The sequence below is a fragment of the Pseudoalteromonas lipolytica genome (assembly GCF_001306915.1).
Lineage (GTDB): Bacteria > Pseudomonadota > Gammaproteobacteria > Enterobacterales > Alteromonadaceae > Pseudoalteromonas > Pseudoalteromonas simplex.
Window position 1 is genome coordinate 179,837 of sequence record NZ_LJTC01000003.1, and the last position, 14,925, is coordinate 194,761.

15 protein-coding genes are annotated in these 14,925 nt (G+C 40.6%); 13 read left to right on the forward strand and 2 right to left on the reverse strand.

Going from position 1 to position 14,925, the window contains the following annotated elements; genetic code table 11:
* Positions 1-105: 105 nt before the first annotated feature.
* Both AOG27_RS06075 and AOG27_RS06080 read left to right on the forward strand, forming a co-directional pair.
* A complete protein-coding gene (locus AOG27_RS06075; protein WP_054552118.1) occupies positions 106-516 on the forward strand; it encodes a hypothetical protein in 411 nt (136 codons plus the stop codon).
* 86 nt (positions 517-602) lie between these two features.
* Complete coding sequence (locus tag AOG27_RS06080; RefSeq protein ID WP_054552236.1) at positions 603-1,964, forward strand: leucyl aminopeptidase family protein; 1,362 nt, start codon at positions 603-605, stop codon at positions 1,962-1,964.
* 1 nt (position 1,965) lies between these two features.
* Here AOG27_RS06080 and AOG27_RS06085 read toward each other — a convergent pair whose 3' ends face one another.
* Complete coding sequence (locus AOG27_RS06085) at positions 1,966-2,352, reverse strand: VOC family protein (protein WP_054552119.1); 387 nt, start codon at positions 2,350-2,352, stop codon at positions 1,966-1,968.
* Between the two features lie 68 nt (positions 2,353-2,420).
* A complete protein-coding gene (locus AOG27_RS06090; protein ID WP_054552120.1) occupies positions 2,421-3,494 on the reverse strand; it encodes a ketoacyl-ACP synthase III in 1,074 nt (357 codons plus the stop codon).
* Positions 3,495-3,654: 160 nt separating this feature from the next.
* Between AOG27_RS06090 and AOG27_RS06095 the strand changes: the two genes are divergently transcribed.
* The 11 genes from AOG27_RS06095 (at position 3,655) to AOG27_RS06145 (ending at position 14,871) form a co-directional block, all read left to right on the forward strand.
* Entirely contained in the window at positions 3,655-4,956 is a 1,302-nt protein-coding gene (locus tag AOG27_RS06095) for an amidohydrolase family protein (protein WP_327077882.1), read from the forward strand.
* A gap of 8 nt (positions 4,957-4,964) precedes the next feature.
* Entirely contained in the window at positions 4,965-5,369 is a 405-nt protein-coding gene (locus AOG27_RS06100; RefSeq protein ID WP_054552122.1) for a DUF4440 domain-containing protein, read from the forward strand.
* Positions 5,370-5,386: 17 nt separating this feature from the next.
* On the forward strand, positions 5,387-6,598 hold the full coding sequence (locus tag AOG27_RS06105; RefSeq protein WP_054552123.1) for a sensor histidine kinase: 1,212 nt from the start codon (positions 5,387-5,389) through the stop codon (positions 6,596-6,598).
* Complete coding sequence (locus AOG27_RS06110; protein WP_054552124.1) at positions 6,595-7,128, forward strand: response regulator transcription factor; 534 nt, start codon at positions 6,595-6,597, stop codon at positions 7,126-7,128. The genes AOG27_RS06105 and AOG27_RS06110 overlap by 4 nt, the downstream gene beginning before the upstream one ends.
* 152 nt (positions 7,129-7,280) lie before the next feature.
* A complete protein-coding gene (locus AOG27_RS06115; RefSeq protein ID WP_054552125.1) occupies positions 7,281-7,685 on the forward strand; it encodes a DUF1761 domain-containing protein in 405 nt (134 codons plus the stop codon).
* Between the two features lie 38 nt (positions 7,686-7,723).
* Complete coding sequence (locus AOG27_RS06120; RefSeq protein WP_054552126.1) at positions 7,724-7,975, forward strand: hypothetical protein; 252 nt, start codon at positions 7,724-7,726, stop codon at positions 7,973-7,975.
* A gap of 147 nt (positions 7,976-8,122) precedes the next feature.
* Complete coding sequence (locus AOG27_RS06125; RefSeq protein ID WP_054552127.1) at positions 8,123-8,392, forward strand: CBU_0592 family membrane protein; 270 nt, start codon at positions 8,123-8,125, stop codon at positions 8,390-8,392.
* A 194-nt stretch (positions 8,393-8,586) separates the two neighbouring features.
* On the forward strand, positions 8,587-10,569 hold the full coding sequence (locus AOG27_RS06130) for a TonB-dependent receptor plug domain-containing protein (RefSeq protein ID WP_054552128.1): 1,983 nt from the start codon (positions 8,587-8,589) through the stop codon (positions 10,567-10,569).
* Between the two features lie 22 nt (positions 10,570-10,591).
* Complete coding sequence (locus AOG27_RS06135) at positions 10,592-12,331, forward strand: sensor histidine kinase (protein WP_054552129.1); 1,740 nt, start codon at positions 10,592-10,594, stop codon at positions 12,329-12,331.
* Positions 12,328-13,698, forward strand: a complete 1,371-nt coding sequence (locus AOG27_RS06140; RefSeq protein WP_054552130.1) for a sigma-54-dependent transcriptional regulator — start codon at positions 12,328-12,330, stop codon at positions 13,696-13,698. Before AOG27_RS06135 ends, AOG27_RS06140 begins: the two co-directional genes overlap by 4 nt.
* A 213-nt stretch (positions 13,699-13,911) precedes the next feature.
* The gene (locus AOG27_RS06145; protein WP_054552131.1) at positions 13,912-14,871 is read left to right on the forward strand and encodes a porin; all 960 of its coding nucleotides are present in this window, start codon (positions 13,912-13,914) and stop codon (positions 14,869-14,871) included.
* Positions 14,872-14,925 lie beyond the last annotated feature (54 nt).

The window sequence follows — 14,925 nt, forward strand, 5'->3', positions numbered from 1 at the left end:
TTTAATACTGAAAAATAGTTACGAATAGAGTATTAAGGATAAAGTAAAATCTAATATAAGTAAATTATGCTTTGTGAACGTCGCATGCTGTGTGAAAATAACTAAATGCGATTATATAAAGTTATTCATCGAGCCCCATTTCGAGTGGCTAAAATTACCAAAAAGCGTCAAACATTACGTTTTAAGCGCGCTATGGTAGCACTCAAAATCGCACTTGCCCAAGAAAAGCAAGAAACAAAAGAAATGCTTCATATTTATAGGCGATACACCCAAGGCCAAGCTACTAAAGAAGAGTTACATACTGCTAATGAGCAGTTTTTAGATATCTTAAAAGGGCTTGGTTTAGGTGTGTTTGCAGTTTTACCCTTTGCGCCTATTACCATTCCTTTGGTTGTAAAGCTGGGGCAATGGGTTGGTGTCGATGTGCTACCTAGTTCATTCAATATAAATAAGTCAATTAAAGAGCTGGATCAACAAGTAGCAAAAGAAGAAAAAGAGAAACAAAACAAAGACTGATTAGGTTTTTTATCTGATTTTGCCTATACCTTTTGTATCAAGATATTGGTATGCTTAAATACCTTTTCTTTATATCGAGTCGTTTAATGAGTTCATTAATTCGCCATTCTTCTTCGGGAATTCCCCTGTCATTTATTGCTAAAGCTGACCTATCAACGTGGTTAACCGAGCAGCCGCAAGCCTTACAAAATTGGCTAACAAATTGTGATTTTAAAAACAAAGGCATGGCCTTAGTTGCTAATAATGAAACCGGCTCACTTGAGCATGTTTATTGTCTGGTAAATGATTTACAAGACTTTTGGTTAGCAGGTGACTTGTCAACAAAACTGCCAGCAGGTTGTTACCAAATACAAGGTGATGACAAATTTGTAGAACAAGTAGCGCTGGGTTTTGTGTTAGGCGGTTACGAGTTTAGTGAATATAAAGAAAAACCTTCGCCACGCGCTACCCTTGCCATTAAAGACGAATCGTTAGTAAATCGTTTATCTCAGCATGCAAGTGCTATTAATTTAGTGCGTGATTTAGTGAATACGCCTGCTGCGGATATGATGCCGCAGCATTTATCACAAGTAATGGCTGATTTAGCTGATACCTTTGATGGTGAGTTTAGCGAGTGGGTGGGTGATGAATTATTAGAGCAAAACTACCCAACGATTCATATGGTTGGTCGTGCGTCTGAGAATAAACCTCGCTTACTTGATCTACGTTGGGGCGCAAAAGATGCATCGCAAATTACCTTAGTCGGTAAAGGCGTGTGTTTTGATTCTGGCGGTTTAGATTTGAAACCAAGCTCAGGGATGCGCAACATGAAAAAAGACATGGGCGGTGCGGCACATGTTATTGGCCTTGCGCAGTTAATTATGGCTGCCAACTTACCAATTCGCTTACGTGTTCTGGTACCTGCGGTTGAAAATGCGGTTTCTCGAAATGCATTTAGACCGGGTGATGTGATAAAAACTCGCAAAGGGATCACAGTAGAAATTGATAACACGGACGCTGAGGGCCGTTTAGTGCTGTGTGATGCACTTGCTGAAGCGCAAAATGATAACCCCGATCTTATCGTTGACTTTGCAACCTTAACTGGTGCTTGTCGTGTAGCCCTAGGTACAGAATTACCTGGCTTTTTCGCAAATAACCGTGAAGTGGCTAATAAACTGATGGATGCAGGTGAAAGCTGTCATGATCCTGTATGGCAACTGCCGTTATTTGATCAATACAAAGCATTATTAAAAAGTGACGTAGCAGATATTGCTAATTGTGCTTCCACTCCATTTGGTGGTGCGATCACCGCGGCACTTTACTTAAAAGAGTTTATTGAACCAAGTACGCCATGGGTTCACTTTGATGTGATGGCCTGGAACTTACGTGCATTACCGGGTCGTCCTGCAGGCGGTGAGGCACTGGGTATTCGTGCTGTGTTCAACTACCTACAAGATCGCTTCCAATAAGTTAAAGCTGGTAAAGCTCTAACGGTAAATCATCGGGATCGGCAAAAAACGTAAATTGCTTCCCGGTGATTTCATCCACTCTTATTTCTTCAACCGAAATGCCTTGTTGTTCTAAATAATGCTTAGATTTTGCAATATCGGCGACTTTAAACGCCAAATGGCGTAGCCCTTGTGCTTCTGGATAGCTTGGTCTCGGTGGCGCTCCAGGAAACGAAAAAAGCTCTATTTGGCTGCCATCAGGAAGTGCTAAATCTAATTTATACGAGTCACGTTCAGCGCGGTATTGTTCGTGAATGATTGGTAGCTTTAATATTTCATTATAAAAATGCTTTGATTTTTCATAGTTGCTACAGATGATTGCAGTATGATGTATGCCTAATAGTTCCATTAATTAATCCTTTTATGCCCATAAAAAAACGCGGACTCAGCCGCGCTTCTTTATAAATGATAGGAGTATTACTGTGCCGCTTTACATGCTGCAACAGCCGGTGCAACCAGTTCAAGACCTGTTTTATCACACTCAGGTAGAGTTGCATCAGAAACCGCGATAGGTGTTACACGCTCGCCCCATTTAATGTAACTCGCCGCCCAAGTTAAACCAGCACCAAAGGCTGCTGACATAATGTTTGAGTTAGGTTTGATAAGCCCTTGCTCAACCGCTTCACAAATGGCAATCGCAATTGTTGCAGCAGACGTATTACCGTAATCGGCAATGTTCACCATTACTTTTTCGTCAGCTACTTTCAAACGTTGCTGAATAGCTTGGATAATACGTAAATTGGCTTGGTGAGGAACTAATACGTCAATGTCATCAAGCTCTAACTGCGCCTGGTTCAGCACGTCGTCACAAGCTTCGCTCATCCCTTTAACAGCACGTTTGAAGATTTCGCGACCTTCGAATAATAAGTTAGAAGGGCCAATTGGCTCGTACTTATTTAAATCGCTACCGAAGTTTTCGATATGCAGAATGTCGCGATCTTCACTGTCGCAACCTGTTTTAGTGGCAAGTAAACCTGATGGTGTGTCTGAGGCTTCTAATACCACGGCACCAGCACCATCACCGAATAATACAGCACTGTCGCGACGAGCCCAGTTGATGTACCACGTCATACGTTCAGCGGCAATAACGACTGCTTTTTTGATCATACCTGCACGAATTTGTGCCGTTGCTGCTTGTAATGCATATAAAAAGCCTGAACATGCAGCGTTTGTGTCCATTGCTGCAGCGCCAATCGCGCCAATGTTTTTTTGCACTAAAGAGGCCGTATTTGCCACCATGGTTGATGGTGTACAAGTCGCAAGAAGTACAAGATCAATGTCTTTACCATCAACACCAGCACAAGCAAGCGCTTGCTTTGCGGCAACGGTCGCTAAATCGGCAGTAGAAACATGGCTGACACGGCGAGATTTGATGCCTGTACGTGTTGTGATCCATTCGTCATTGGTATCAACAATATTGCTAATTTCATCATTGCTGATGCTTGCTGGTGGTATACATTTACCCCAGCCAGTAATTTGGGCATAAGACATAATGTGTTCTCTTTATGTGGTCAGACTTGTTAAATTTTCCCGAAGTTATATCAAAATTCACTTGTTAACACTAGTTCATTGCCGCGCTATGTCGTAAATAATGGCATTTACTCAGTATTTAAGTTAAACCTAGTATAAAAAAGAGGCGATTATGAAAAAAATAAATCTAAAAATAAGCACATTATCGGTACTATCTTTGTTATCTACGTTTGTGGTTAATGCACAAACCACCCTTATTCATGCAGGAAAGGTACTTGTTGGCACTGAACAGAGTGTTAAAGAGCAGCAAACGCTGGTTATTGAAGGTAATAAAATTGCTGCAATAAAAGCAGGCTACTTAACAACACAGCAGTTAGGCCTCAGTGATGCAGATGTTTTTGATTTAAAAAATCAGATGGTCTTGCCGGGTCTAATTGATATGCACGTTCATGTTACCTTTGAGCGAGATGCAACGCGTAACCCACATCAATGGGTCACTGAATACGAAGCAGATTATGCACTACGTTCTTTAAAATACTTAAAACGCACGGTTAATGCGGGTTTTACCTCTGTGCGCGACCTAGGTAGCAGCTATCAAGTTATCTTCCCATTAAAACGAGCGGTTGAGCGTGGCGACATTGTTGGCCCGCGCATTTTTGCAGCAGGTGATATGATCACACCGACCGGCGGCCACGCTGACATGCATGGCTATCGCCGTGATATTACCAAAGCGACAGAGGGTGGGGGCTTAGGTGTGTGTGATGGTGCTGACGATTGTACTCGTGCGGTACGCGATGTAATTAAAAGTGGTGCCGATGTGATCAAAATTACGGCAACAGGGGGTGTTTTAAGTAATACAGCGGCCGGGGTTAATCAGCAATTTACTGATGAAGAGCTCAGTGCCATTGTTAACACTGCTCATCATTTAGGCCGAAAAGTCACCGCTCATGCTCATGGCACAGAAGGTATAAAAGCAGCTCTCAGAGCGGGTGTTGATTCAATCGAACATGGCTCTTTTTTAGATAAAGACACAGTTAAATTATTTAAAAAGCAAGACGCGTATTTAGTTCCAACCTTACTCGCTGGCGCGACAGTAAAAGAAGAAGTGCTAAATAACCCTAATATGCCAAAAGCTATTGCTGAGAAGGTTGAATTTGTGGCGCCAAAAATGGAAGAGTCGTTTAAATTAGCATTAAAAAACAAGGTTAAAATAGCCTTTGGTACAGATTCAGGCGTATCTAAGCATGGTGATAATGCTAAAGAGTTCGAGTTATTAGTTAAATATGGCATGACACCAAAACAAGCAATTAAATCAGCCACCGTTGAAGCTGCTAAACTATTAGGTCAAAGTGATAACCTCGGTGACTTGAGTGTTGGTAAACAAGCAGATATTATCAGCGTTAATATGAATGTGCTTGATAACATTAATGAACTTAGTCAGGTTCAGTTTGTTATGAAGGGCGGTAAAGTGCTCAAACAGTAAGGGTTACTATGGGCGGTAAAATTAAAGAGACGTTATTTAATCATTTAATTGATGCTGAGCGGCAGCTACTTGAGCCAGAAGTTCGGCAATCTGCTGAAGCGCTTGATGCATTACTTGATGATGATTTTATTGAAATAGCTGCTGATGGTACGTCTTTTAATAAGTTCCAAGTGTTAACCCGTCTGCCAACTGAGGTAGTACCGCAGTTTTATAATCAACACTTTAAAGGTCGAATGCTCAGTGATGATATTGCACAGCTGAGCTATCAAGCAGCCTTTAGACGTTCTGCGCGGTCAGAGTTTAATTACTCCATTCGTATGTCACTGTGGCGTTTTAATGGTAAACAATGGCAAATGGTGTTTCATCAAGGAACGCCTTGTGCTGTTTTTACAATTTCAATGGACGATGATTAAGTTTTAAAGAGTCCGTTATGCAAACCGATCCGGCGATTAGTCGCCTACTAATTTTAAGAAGCGCCGCAATCGCCGTACAATTTGTCGCTGTTATTGCGGTGTACTTTCTATTTGAATACCAAATCCCCTTACTGCCTTTACTTGCTGTTATTTGTGTTGAAGCAATCTTTCAGCTGTTAAGTATATTCGCTTATAGAAAAGTAACCAAAGCCAGACCAGCCGCTGTACTGATGCAGCTGACAGCCGATTTACTGTTTTTAACGATTTTGCTGTCATTAAGTGGCGGGGCTACCAATGCATTTGTGTCGTTATTACTGTTACCGATAATGATCGCTGCGGTCTCTGTTAATGCGAAAGGGCTTGCTTATACCGCAGTGCTGGCAATCGCCGCTTATAGCTTTTTACTAATAAATATGCCTGAGCACACCATGCACCAAATGCAGATGACGCATCATTTTATTGGTATGTGGATTAACTTTGTTATTAGCGCCATTGTTATTGCTTTTGTTATTGGTACATTAAACAGTACATTGAGAGCAAGAGAAGCCACCATTGCACGAACTCGTGAGCAACAATTAAGGCATGAGCAATTATTAACGCTTGATGGCGCTGCTGCACAAGTAACGCACCAACTTGCAACGCCTATCGCAAACTTACAGCTGTTATTTGAAGAACTGAAAGAACAACAAGCTGATGACCCCATTGTACAAGAAATGGCTAAGCCATTAGCCCAGTGTAAAGAACAGCTTGCTCATTTTAGGTCGCTTTCAAATGCCTTAAGGACCGGTCAAACACGGCAAGTGATCAGCGCTGAAACACTACAAAGCACCATTCAAGATGCGATGACACTGCATTTTCCAGAGCAAAACTTACAGTGGCTAAATAACGCCCCTGATTGTTCGATTTTAAGTGATGCCATGCTGTTACCGGCTATTTTAAACTTGCTGCAAAACGCCGTATCGGCGAATAGCCATAATCACCAATACTGCGTAGAAGCTAAGTGGCACATAGATCAGCAAACAGTTTCATTGTCGTTACGTGATTTCGGTCAAGGTTTTAGCGAACAACAAATGGCATCATTAGGTGGCCAACTCATGCCAAGTAACAATGGTATGGGGATGGCAGTTATGCTTTCGAATGTGACTTTAGAGCGCTTAAATGGCTCATTAACACTAAGCAATCACCCACAGCAAGGTGCAATTGCGATGGTTAGTTTAAAAATTGTATGAAACTTTTAATTATTGAAGACGATGAAAATCTTGCCAGCACACTGGCAAGGCGTTTTACAAAACAAGGCTTCACATGTTCACTTGCTCATAACGCTGAGCAAGCTTTACAGCATATAACCACTTTTGAGGCGAGCCATTTTCTGGTGGATTTAAAACTCGGGGATGATAACGGCCTTGCGCTAATTAAACCCTTAAGAGAACAATTTCCTTCAGCTCGTATTGTGTTACTCACTGGGTTTGCCAGTATTGCCAGTGCAGTCGAAGCCATACGATTAGGTGCTGACGACTATTTACCAAAACCTGTCGATTTTAATTCACTTTTAAAAACAATCTTGGGAGACGCCGAGGTAAACCTATCACTTGAAGAATCAAAGCCAAACAAAATTATGTCGCCAGAGCGCCTTGAGTGGGAGCATATCCAACATGTTTTGCACAGTAACGATGGTAATATTTCCGAAACTGCGCGCCAACTGAATATGCACAGAAGAACATTGCAGCGTAAATTACAGAAAAAACCAGTTAAGCAGTAAAGTGATTATTAACGTAAGTAAAATAATTAGAAGGCGTAAATCAGTACAGGATTGAATTCTAAATAGGTACAAAATTACGTGTTTTAAATTTGCTGCATCGCTGATCCTTAACTAAAGTCATGTTAAACCTAATCGTTGTATGAGTCTGGTGTATGCATTTTTATCAACTTAACTTTTTCGCAATTTTTTTTGCAGGTCTTGCTTCATTCTTATTGGGAATTGTCTGGTATTCACCGTGGTTATTTAAGCGTATTTGGATGGAGAGCTGTGGTCTAACAGAGTTAGATTTGCAACAAATTAATCCATTTAAAGTTTTTGGTAGCAGTTTAATATTATGCTGTTTGATCTCATTTAGCTTTTCATTATTTGTTGGGCCCAATGTTGCTGTTGGGGTGGCTGTTGGTACAGGTTTTATAATTGGTTTATGTTGGGTAAGCCTTGCTATAGGCATAGGCTACATATTCGAACAGCGGCCGTTAAAACTGTTTTTGGTAAATTCAGGTTATGCTATTTTACAATTTTCATTAATTGGCTTGGTTTTGGGTCTCTGGTCATAGCGTGATAGCATGCACTTTTTGAAATAATAAATGGATTAATGGCAAAACCAAATAAAAAAGGGCCAACTAAAACGGTCGATATTTTTTGTTCACAATGTAAAACGCAGTTATTTAAATACCGTAAAGGTGGAAAAGGCGCGTTGGTTAAATGCTTTGTTGAACGGATTAGCCAAGATTTTACCAATGACACCGGTATTTGCCCTGACTGCCAACGCCCATTTGCCCGCCAGACCATGATCCGTGGTACTCCAGCTTTAAAAATAATCGGTGGTAAGGTGACACATAAATAGAATTAAAATACGGACATTTATCCTCGTTTCTTACTCATGCTCTGATACTATTGACCGGTTTGCTGTTTCAATGAATGAAAACAACCCTCCCCATGGATTGGGCCAGTTGTATGGGTATAAACATATGAACAAAATGGACTCACGCACGTGATAGCACTTTTATTTGATATTATTGGCATGACAGGCACATTCTTAGTGGTTGGTGCTTTCTTTTTACTACAACTGAATAAAGCATCGCCAACCGGCCTTGTGTATAACATGATGAACTTAACGGGCGCAATTCTGTTACTGATCAGTCTTTGTTATAACTTTAACCTTGCTAGTTTTGTTATTGAGATTTTCTGGATAGCGGCGTCACTTATTGGATTATATAAGTACATCAAAGCAAAGCGTACTGGAAATGTTGAAACAGCTTAATTAAGCTTGGCTCATTAAAACAGACGTTTTTAGAAACCCATTTACAGTTGAAAATGGGTTTTTTTGTCGCTATTTAAGAAAACTTTATAAACTAAAATTATAAAAACATTGCAAGCTTACCAATCTTTTGTATTAATAGTGTAAACATGGTGTTGCTTTTGCAACACGGGCTATAAGTACAGGTATCGCTTACCGTGGATCTTTTCAGATGTTCAGCACTTTTTACTATTGCAGTTGCCTCAACCTCGCCAGTGGTTGCAAACGCGGCTGAAGAGCAAGACTTATTCTCTTTAAGTTTTGAAGACTTACTTAATGTTCAAGTCGATATAGCAAGTAAAACCAACGAAACTTTGTCATCAGTCCCTTCTACAATAAGTGTTTTTAGTCGTAAGCAAATTCAAGCATTAGGGGTTGATAACGCCTACGAAGTGATGAATTTTGTGCCTGGTATGCAATCAACTCGAGGTGATTGGGTAGGGGCGGTGCCTAAAGATCATGCTCGGGGCGTTTATCTAGATAGCGGTAATGTTTTGGTGATGATAAATGGTGAGCGAATAAATGAATCATCATTTGGTAAGGCTTCTGTTTATTTGCCTTACATACCTGTGGAAGTTATCGAAAAAATAGAGTTTATTCGCGGCCCTGGGTCAGCACTTTATGGTAGTAATGCATTTTTAGGTGTTATGAATATTGTTACCTCTAAAGAGCGAAATGCATTGCAATTTGTAGTTGGTAACAATGGCCGATACGGCACAACAGGTCAGTTCAACAGGATATTTAGTGACAATACACGTATTTTTGCAAATTTCTCTTATGAACAAAAAGACGGCGAAAGCTACCCGCAAGGAGTAAAAGATCCTCTTGAGGCGCTTTACCTAGAAGCAGGTGTTGATTACAAAAAGCTGCAATTACGTGCCCGTTACAATGAAACATCCCTTGATGAATTTTTAAACCTCGCTGGATATTCTGAGCAAAACCAACATAATAGTGATAACACCTTTGTGGGAATTAAATACAACTGGATCAATAACGATAAGTTAAAGCTAGATTCTAGTTACTCATTCACAAAGCATAATATTTCAAGTGCAGGGTTAATCGCTACATTTGACGATATTCCAGACTTTCTCATTGGCCCTGCGTGGCAAACAACTGACAGTAAATTCGAAACTGAGCTAAGTTATCAATTCGATAACCAATGGCAGCTTGCTGCGGGAATTGAATACTCAGAGGCTAAGCAAACTGAAGCAGGAGTTCGCACGTCTTATTATGATTTCGATTCAGAGCAAATAATTATCGACCCTGCCTTTGAACAGCAAGGGATCGTGTCTGTGATGGACTTTCCTGAGTTTTCGTCACTTAAGTTTACATTCGAAACCTTGAGTGCTTATGGGCAGCTAAAAATACCATACTCAGATGCACTTACTTTATTTATTGGCGCACGCTATGACGATGTGAAGGACATCGACAGTAAACTTTCTCCACGTCTTGCGGGTGTCTATAAAATAAATTCAGAGCATACTGTTAAGCTGCAATATGGTGAATCGTTTAGAACACCGGTTACCAATGAGCTGTTTTCAAATGATGATGTGACAATAGGTAACCCATCGCTTCGCTCTGAGTCGATAAAAACAACTGAACTTGTTTGGCATTATAAAACCTCAGAGTTACAAGCTAATGCAGTGCTTTTTTATAATGAACTTAATGATTTTATAAATATTGAGCCAACATTATCAGATGATGCATTGTTTACCTTTACAAACTCATTCAACACCCAAAACAGTGGTATCGAGCTTGATAGCACTTGGCAATCAAGTAAAGATTTTTCGATTACAGGCACTTATACGCAATACTTTGAAGATCCAATCAATGCGAGCTTTAAGCGCTTTGCAAGCATAATCAGTAGTTATAACTTATCTGGTTCATGGCAGGTGAGCTTAAACTTATTGTGGCGCGATACAGTTGAAGTAAGCTCAGATACAGGTGCTCACTTTAAACAATCTGCTTACAGCTTATTGGGTGGCAGTTTAAAATGGCAGTTAAACAACAACAGCCAACTAATGCTAAAAGCAGAAAATTTGTTAGGAAAAAAATACAACGCATTTGATCCTCGCATTGACAATGGCGCAGTCGCTGGTACAACTGAGGAATTATCGTTACACTACCAATTCAATTTCTAGTAGTCCTGTTCGTAAGGTTTGAATGTCGTCATTAAGTAAAAAATTTATTGCAGCAGGTGTATTGCTAATAATGCTGTTAATATTAGTTTTTTATCTCGGTAGAAGCCATGATTACGAACAAGCTCAGCATCAAAGTCAAACACAAGCTACTCAGCTAAGCCATTATATCGCAAGTGAATTAGCACGATTTAAAACCATACCTAGCTTAGTAAGTGCCAATGATTTGGTAAAATCATTTATTGTCGAAAAAGGTGCTGGTGGAGATGCGGTCAATGATTATCTTGAAGATATTCAACGAGCGAGTGGGGCTTCAGATGTTTACGTAATGGATTTGTCAGGCACTGTTTTAGCAAGTAGTAACTGGCAAGTTGACTATACTTTCTTAGGAAGTAATTTTGCTTTTCGGCCGTATTTTTATTTAGCCAAACAAGGTGAAAAAGTTGCTTATTTTGCTTTGGGTATGCGCTCTAGTGAGCGAGGCTTTTATTTTTCTGAGCCGTTATTTTATCAAGGCGAGGTGGTTGCGGTAGTGGCACTAAAAGTTAATGCCAAAAAATTTGAACAAGATCGCCAGCTACTCAATGCATCAGACACTTCACATTTCTACATTGCTCTTGAAGACAACGTTATTGTTATGTCTGATGTAGCTGATTGGCGTTTAAAGTCACTTAAGCCCCTTGATAATGAACAAATGGCTGCATTAGTTAAATCGCGCCGATATCTGTCACATAAACCCACTTTACTGCCCTATACCCATAAACCTCTAAATGAACAAACCATACTGCAAAAAGTTTTATTAAACGGTAAGCAATCGCGCTTTATTAGTGCTGTTGAAAGCATTGAAATCATTAACGCCAAAGCGAGTGTGTTGGTGGATGTGACGAATGTCGAGCTTGCACAAATCCCTAGGCTTCTTTGGTTTAGTGTGTTTTATGCTATTGCGGTAGTACTTATTCATACGGCAATGGTACGTTTTGCTGGTTATAAAAAGCTATTGTTTTCTAGGCACAGCCTTGAGCAAGAGGTTATAGAGCGTACTCAGGCTCTCGAAAAGGCTCAAAAAGCGCTGATCCAAACAGCTAAACTTGCAACTATTGGTCAGTTAAGTGCAGGCATTAACCATGAAATCAATCAGCCATTAAGTGCCATGAATACCTACTTAGTGAGTGCAAAAAGGTTACTTATCAAAGGAAATATTGAGCAAGCCAGCGAAAATTTAGTTTTGGTGCAGTCGTTAATAGAGCGTGTACACAAAATTGTTGCACAGCTAAAGCATTTTAGTAAACCGGCACAAACTCAACTGAGACAGCAAAGCTTAGCGAGTATGTTAAAAAATGCCTTAATGATTGCAAGCGCACAGTTAAAGCAAGATGATATCGAAGTTAAAGCCGCAGATATTGATGCAAACATAACAGTATGGGTCGACAGCGTTAAGTTTGAGCAAGTCTTGGTTAACGTGATCACTAATGCCAGCCAAGCAATGAGTGAATCTGACAAACGCGAACTGAGCTTTGAGCTTGAACTGTTTGACGACCGAGTAAAGCTATCAATTCTCGATACTGGCCCGGGTATTGATCAACATGCATTAGGTAATATCTTTGAGCCATTTTATAGCACTAAAACCAGCAATGGTTTAGGCCTGGGCTTGTCTATTTCAAGGCAAATAATCGACTCATTTAATGGCCGCCTAACGGCCCATAACCGCCCTAAGGGCGGAGCACAATTTATTATAACTTTACAAACTAACAAGGAAACATCATGAGTGAAGTTGCAGCGACCTGTGATCAGGTAATCGTTATCGATGACGAAGCGGTGATCCGTGATTCATTGAAGCAGCTCCTTGAGATTGAAGGTTATCAAGTTCAGTGTTTTAGTGAGCCTACAGCGGCACTTTCAAAATTAAGTCGTCGCTTCGAAGGTATTGTACTAAGCGACATAAACATGCCAAAAATGGATGGCTTGGCATTTTTAGAGCAAGTTAAAGCCTTTGATAGCGAGCTACCGGTTATTTTTCTTACCGGCTTTGCTGATGTATCTGTGGCCGTTAAAGCCATGCAGCTTGGTGCTTATGATCTATTTGAAAAGCCGCTAACTGAGCAGTTATTAGATTGTATTGCTCGTGCTTCAGAAAAACGTGCGTTAGTAATGGAAAACCGCGCCTTAAAAATTGCTGTTGAAAAAACGTCTGCGCCCGGTGTGCGTATTTTGGGTGAAACCGAACAAATGCAACAAATGATGCATTTACTTAATGCGGTAATCGATACGCCAGCAGATGTGCTAATAGAAGGTGAAACAGGCACGGGGAAAGAGTTAGTTGCTCGCTATTTACACGATCAAAGTAATCGTTCAGCGGCTAATTTTGTTGCTATAAACTGCGGCGCAATACCTGAGCAACTTATTGAAAGTGAGCTTTTTGGTGCAGCCAGTGGTGCATACACAGGGGCGACACAATCTCGCCAAGGTAAGTTTGAATTTGCCAAAGGCGGCACTGTCTTTTTAGATGAAATAGAGTCTACGCCTGCGAGTTTACAAGTAAAGTTGTTGAGGGTGCTTGAAGAGCGCAAAGTAACCCCTGTAGGTGACAACCACGCCATTGATTTAGATGTACGTATAGTTGCTGCTACCAAAGTAGACTTAATGACACTAGTCGAAGCAGGGGAGTTTAGAGCCGATTTATATTACCGCCTAAATTTAGTAAAAGTGAGTATTCCGGCATTACGTGATAGAAAAGCTGATATTCCACTGCTTTTTAAACACTTCAGCTCGATAGCGGCGACACGTTTTCATAAGCCGCCTGCGCCATTGAGTAGTGAAGCTAAACAACGACTCCTTGCGTATGATTGGCCGGGAAATGTGCGAGAGCTTAGAAATCAGGCTGAACGTGCGGTATTGCTAGGTTCTGATCTTGCGTTTGCTTCTTACAGCGACACAAATAATCAAAATGAACTTGCTCAAGATCTAAGTCTTGCTGAGAAGATTAGCTTTTATGAGCAGTCACTCATCGAAGAAGCGCTAGAGCGAAACAACGGCAGCATAAAAGACACCATGGTCACATTACAAATTGCCCGTAAAACCCTTTACGACAAGATGACCAAGTACGGTATTAATCGCGAAATGTTTAAAGACTAAACAAACCTCTCACATTAAACTCTTCACAATGGGTGGAACAAGTGACAGCATATTTTTATAAATGTGTGGATATCCACCCATAAAAGCCAGCCTCTTTTACGCCAAAAAAGTTAATCGACTGTTATTTAACAGCTTTTTTAAAATTAACTAAGTTGGCAACCAACTTGCCTTACTAGTTAGGAACAACAATTTGAACCTAATAAGGGGCGCATAATGACAACAATATTCACTCATACAAAAACACGCGTAGCAGCGGCTGTGATTTTAGCGAGCACAGCTGGCTCAGCAATGGCAGCAGACTACGCGGTATACGGTAAAGCAGAAGTTCAAATAGCAAACACAGATACAGGCGTTATGCGCTATGTTGATGAAGGTACGCAAATCGAAGCACCTTTTTCGCGCATTGGTATTAAAGGTAGTCACAAATTAACAGAGTCACTTAAAGCAGTATTCAAATACGAAGTACAAGTAAAAGGCTTTGAACATGATGATACCAGTGAGCCATTTTCAGCTCGTAATACTTACTTAGGCCTTGCAGGCGATTTTGGTGAAGTGGTTGTCGGTCGTAACGACACGCGTTTTAAATATTCTGAAGGTAAAGTTGACGGCTTTAACGAAACCCAAGCTGATATTGCACAGCTGATCCCTGGTCAAGACCGTATCGGCGATACCATTACCTACAGCTCAAAAACATACGGTGGCGCATCACTTGCACTAACTTATGCTCCAAAAGATGACAGCAGCAACGATGAAGATGGTTTTGCGGCAACGGTTATTTATGGTGACCGTGCATTAAAATCTAAAGACTACTATGTCGCTATCAGCCATGTTGATGCGCTGAACAAGTTAACAGCAAGTCGTGTGGTTGCCGCATGGAAACTTGAAAACCTACAGTTAGCGGGTTTATTCCAACGTAGCGAATCTACCGATGGTACGAAAGAAGGCAATGGCTATGCAATTAGTGCAAGCTATGCAATCGATAAATGGGTACCTAAACTGCAATACGTTAAAGACGACTCAAAGATTCGCCATGCTGAAGAAGGTAAACAATGGACAGCAGGTGTTGACTATGTGTTCGATAAACAAACCACTGCTTACTTATTCTATACTGATTTAGATTTAGAACTTGAATCAGATAACAGCGTTGCACTTGGCCTTAAATACAAGTTCTAAGGAGTCGGTATGTCATTAGTAAATCAAACAAAAGATGGCTCACAGCCACGCCCA

Bases quoted from the DNA above. Each gene is read 5' to 3' on its own strand.
- AOG27_RS06140 (WP_054552130.1), top strand. From the start codon at position 12,328: ATGAGTGAAGTTGCAGCGACCTGTGATCAGGTAATCGTTATCGATGAC.
- AOG27_RS06100 (WP_054552122.1), top strand. From the start codon at position 4,965: ATGGGCGGTAAAATTAAAGAGACGTTATTTAATCATTTAATTGATGCT.
- AOG27_RS06145 (WP_054552131.1), top strand. From the start codon at position 13,912: ATGACAACAATATTCACTCATACAAAAACACGCGTAGCAGCGGCTGTG.
- AOG27_RS06090 (WP_054552120.1), bottom strand. From the start codon at position 3,494: ATGTCTTATGCCCAAATTACTGGCTGGGGTAAATGTATACCACCAGCA.
- AOG27_RS06110 (WP_054552124.1), top strand. From the start codon at position 6,595: ATGAAACTTTTAATTATTGAAGACGATGAAAATCTTGCCAGCACACTG.
- AOG27_RS06115 (WP_054552125.1), top strand. From the start codon at position 7,281: ATGCATTTTTATCAACTTAACTTTTTCGCAATTTTTTTTGCAGGTCTT.
- AOG27_RS06135 (WP_054552129.1), top strand. From the start codon at position 10,592: ATGTCGTCATTAAGTAAAAAATTTATTGCAGCAGGTGTATTGCTAATA.
- AOG27_RS06080 (WP_054552236.1), top strand. From the start codon at position 603: ATGAGTTCATTAATTCGCCATTCTTCTTCGGGAATTCCCCTGTCATTT.
- AOG27_RS06120 (WP_054552126.1), top strand. From the start codon at position 7,724: ATGGCAAAACCAAATAAAAAAGGGCCAACTAAAACGGTCGATATTTTT.
- AOG27_RS06105 (WP_054552123.1), top strand. From the start codon at position 5,387: ATGCAAACCGATCCGGCGATTAGTCGCCTACTAATTTTAAGAAGCGCC.
- AOG27_RS06085 (WP_054552119.1), bottom strand. From the start codon at position 2,352: ATGGAACTATTAGGCATACATCATACTGCAATCATCTGTAGCAACTAT.
- AOG27_RS06075 (WP_054552118.1), top strand. From the start codon at position 106: ATGCGATTATATAAAGTTATTCATCGAGCCCCATTTCGAGTGGCTAAA.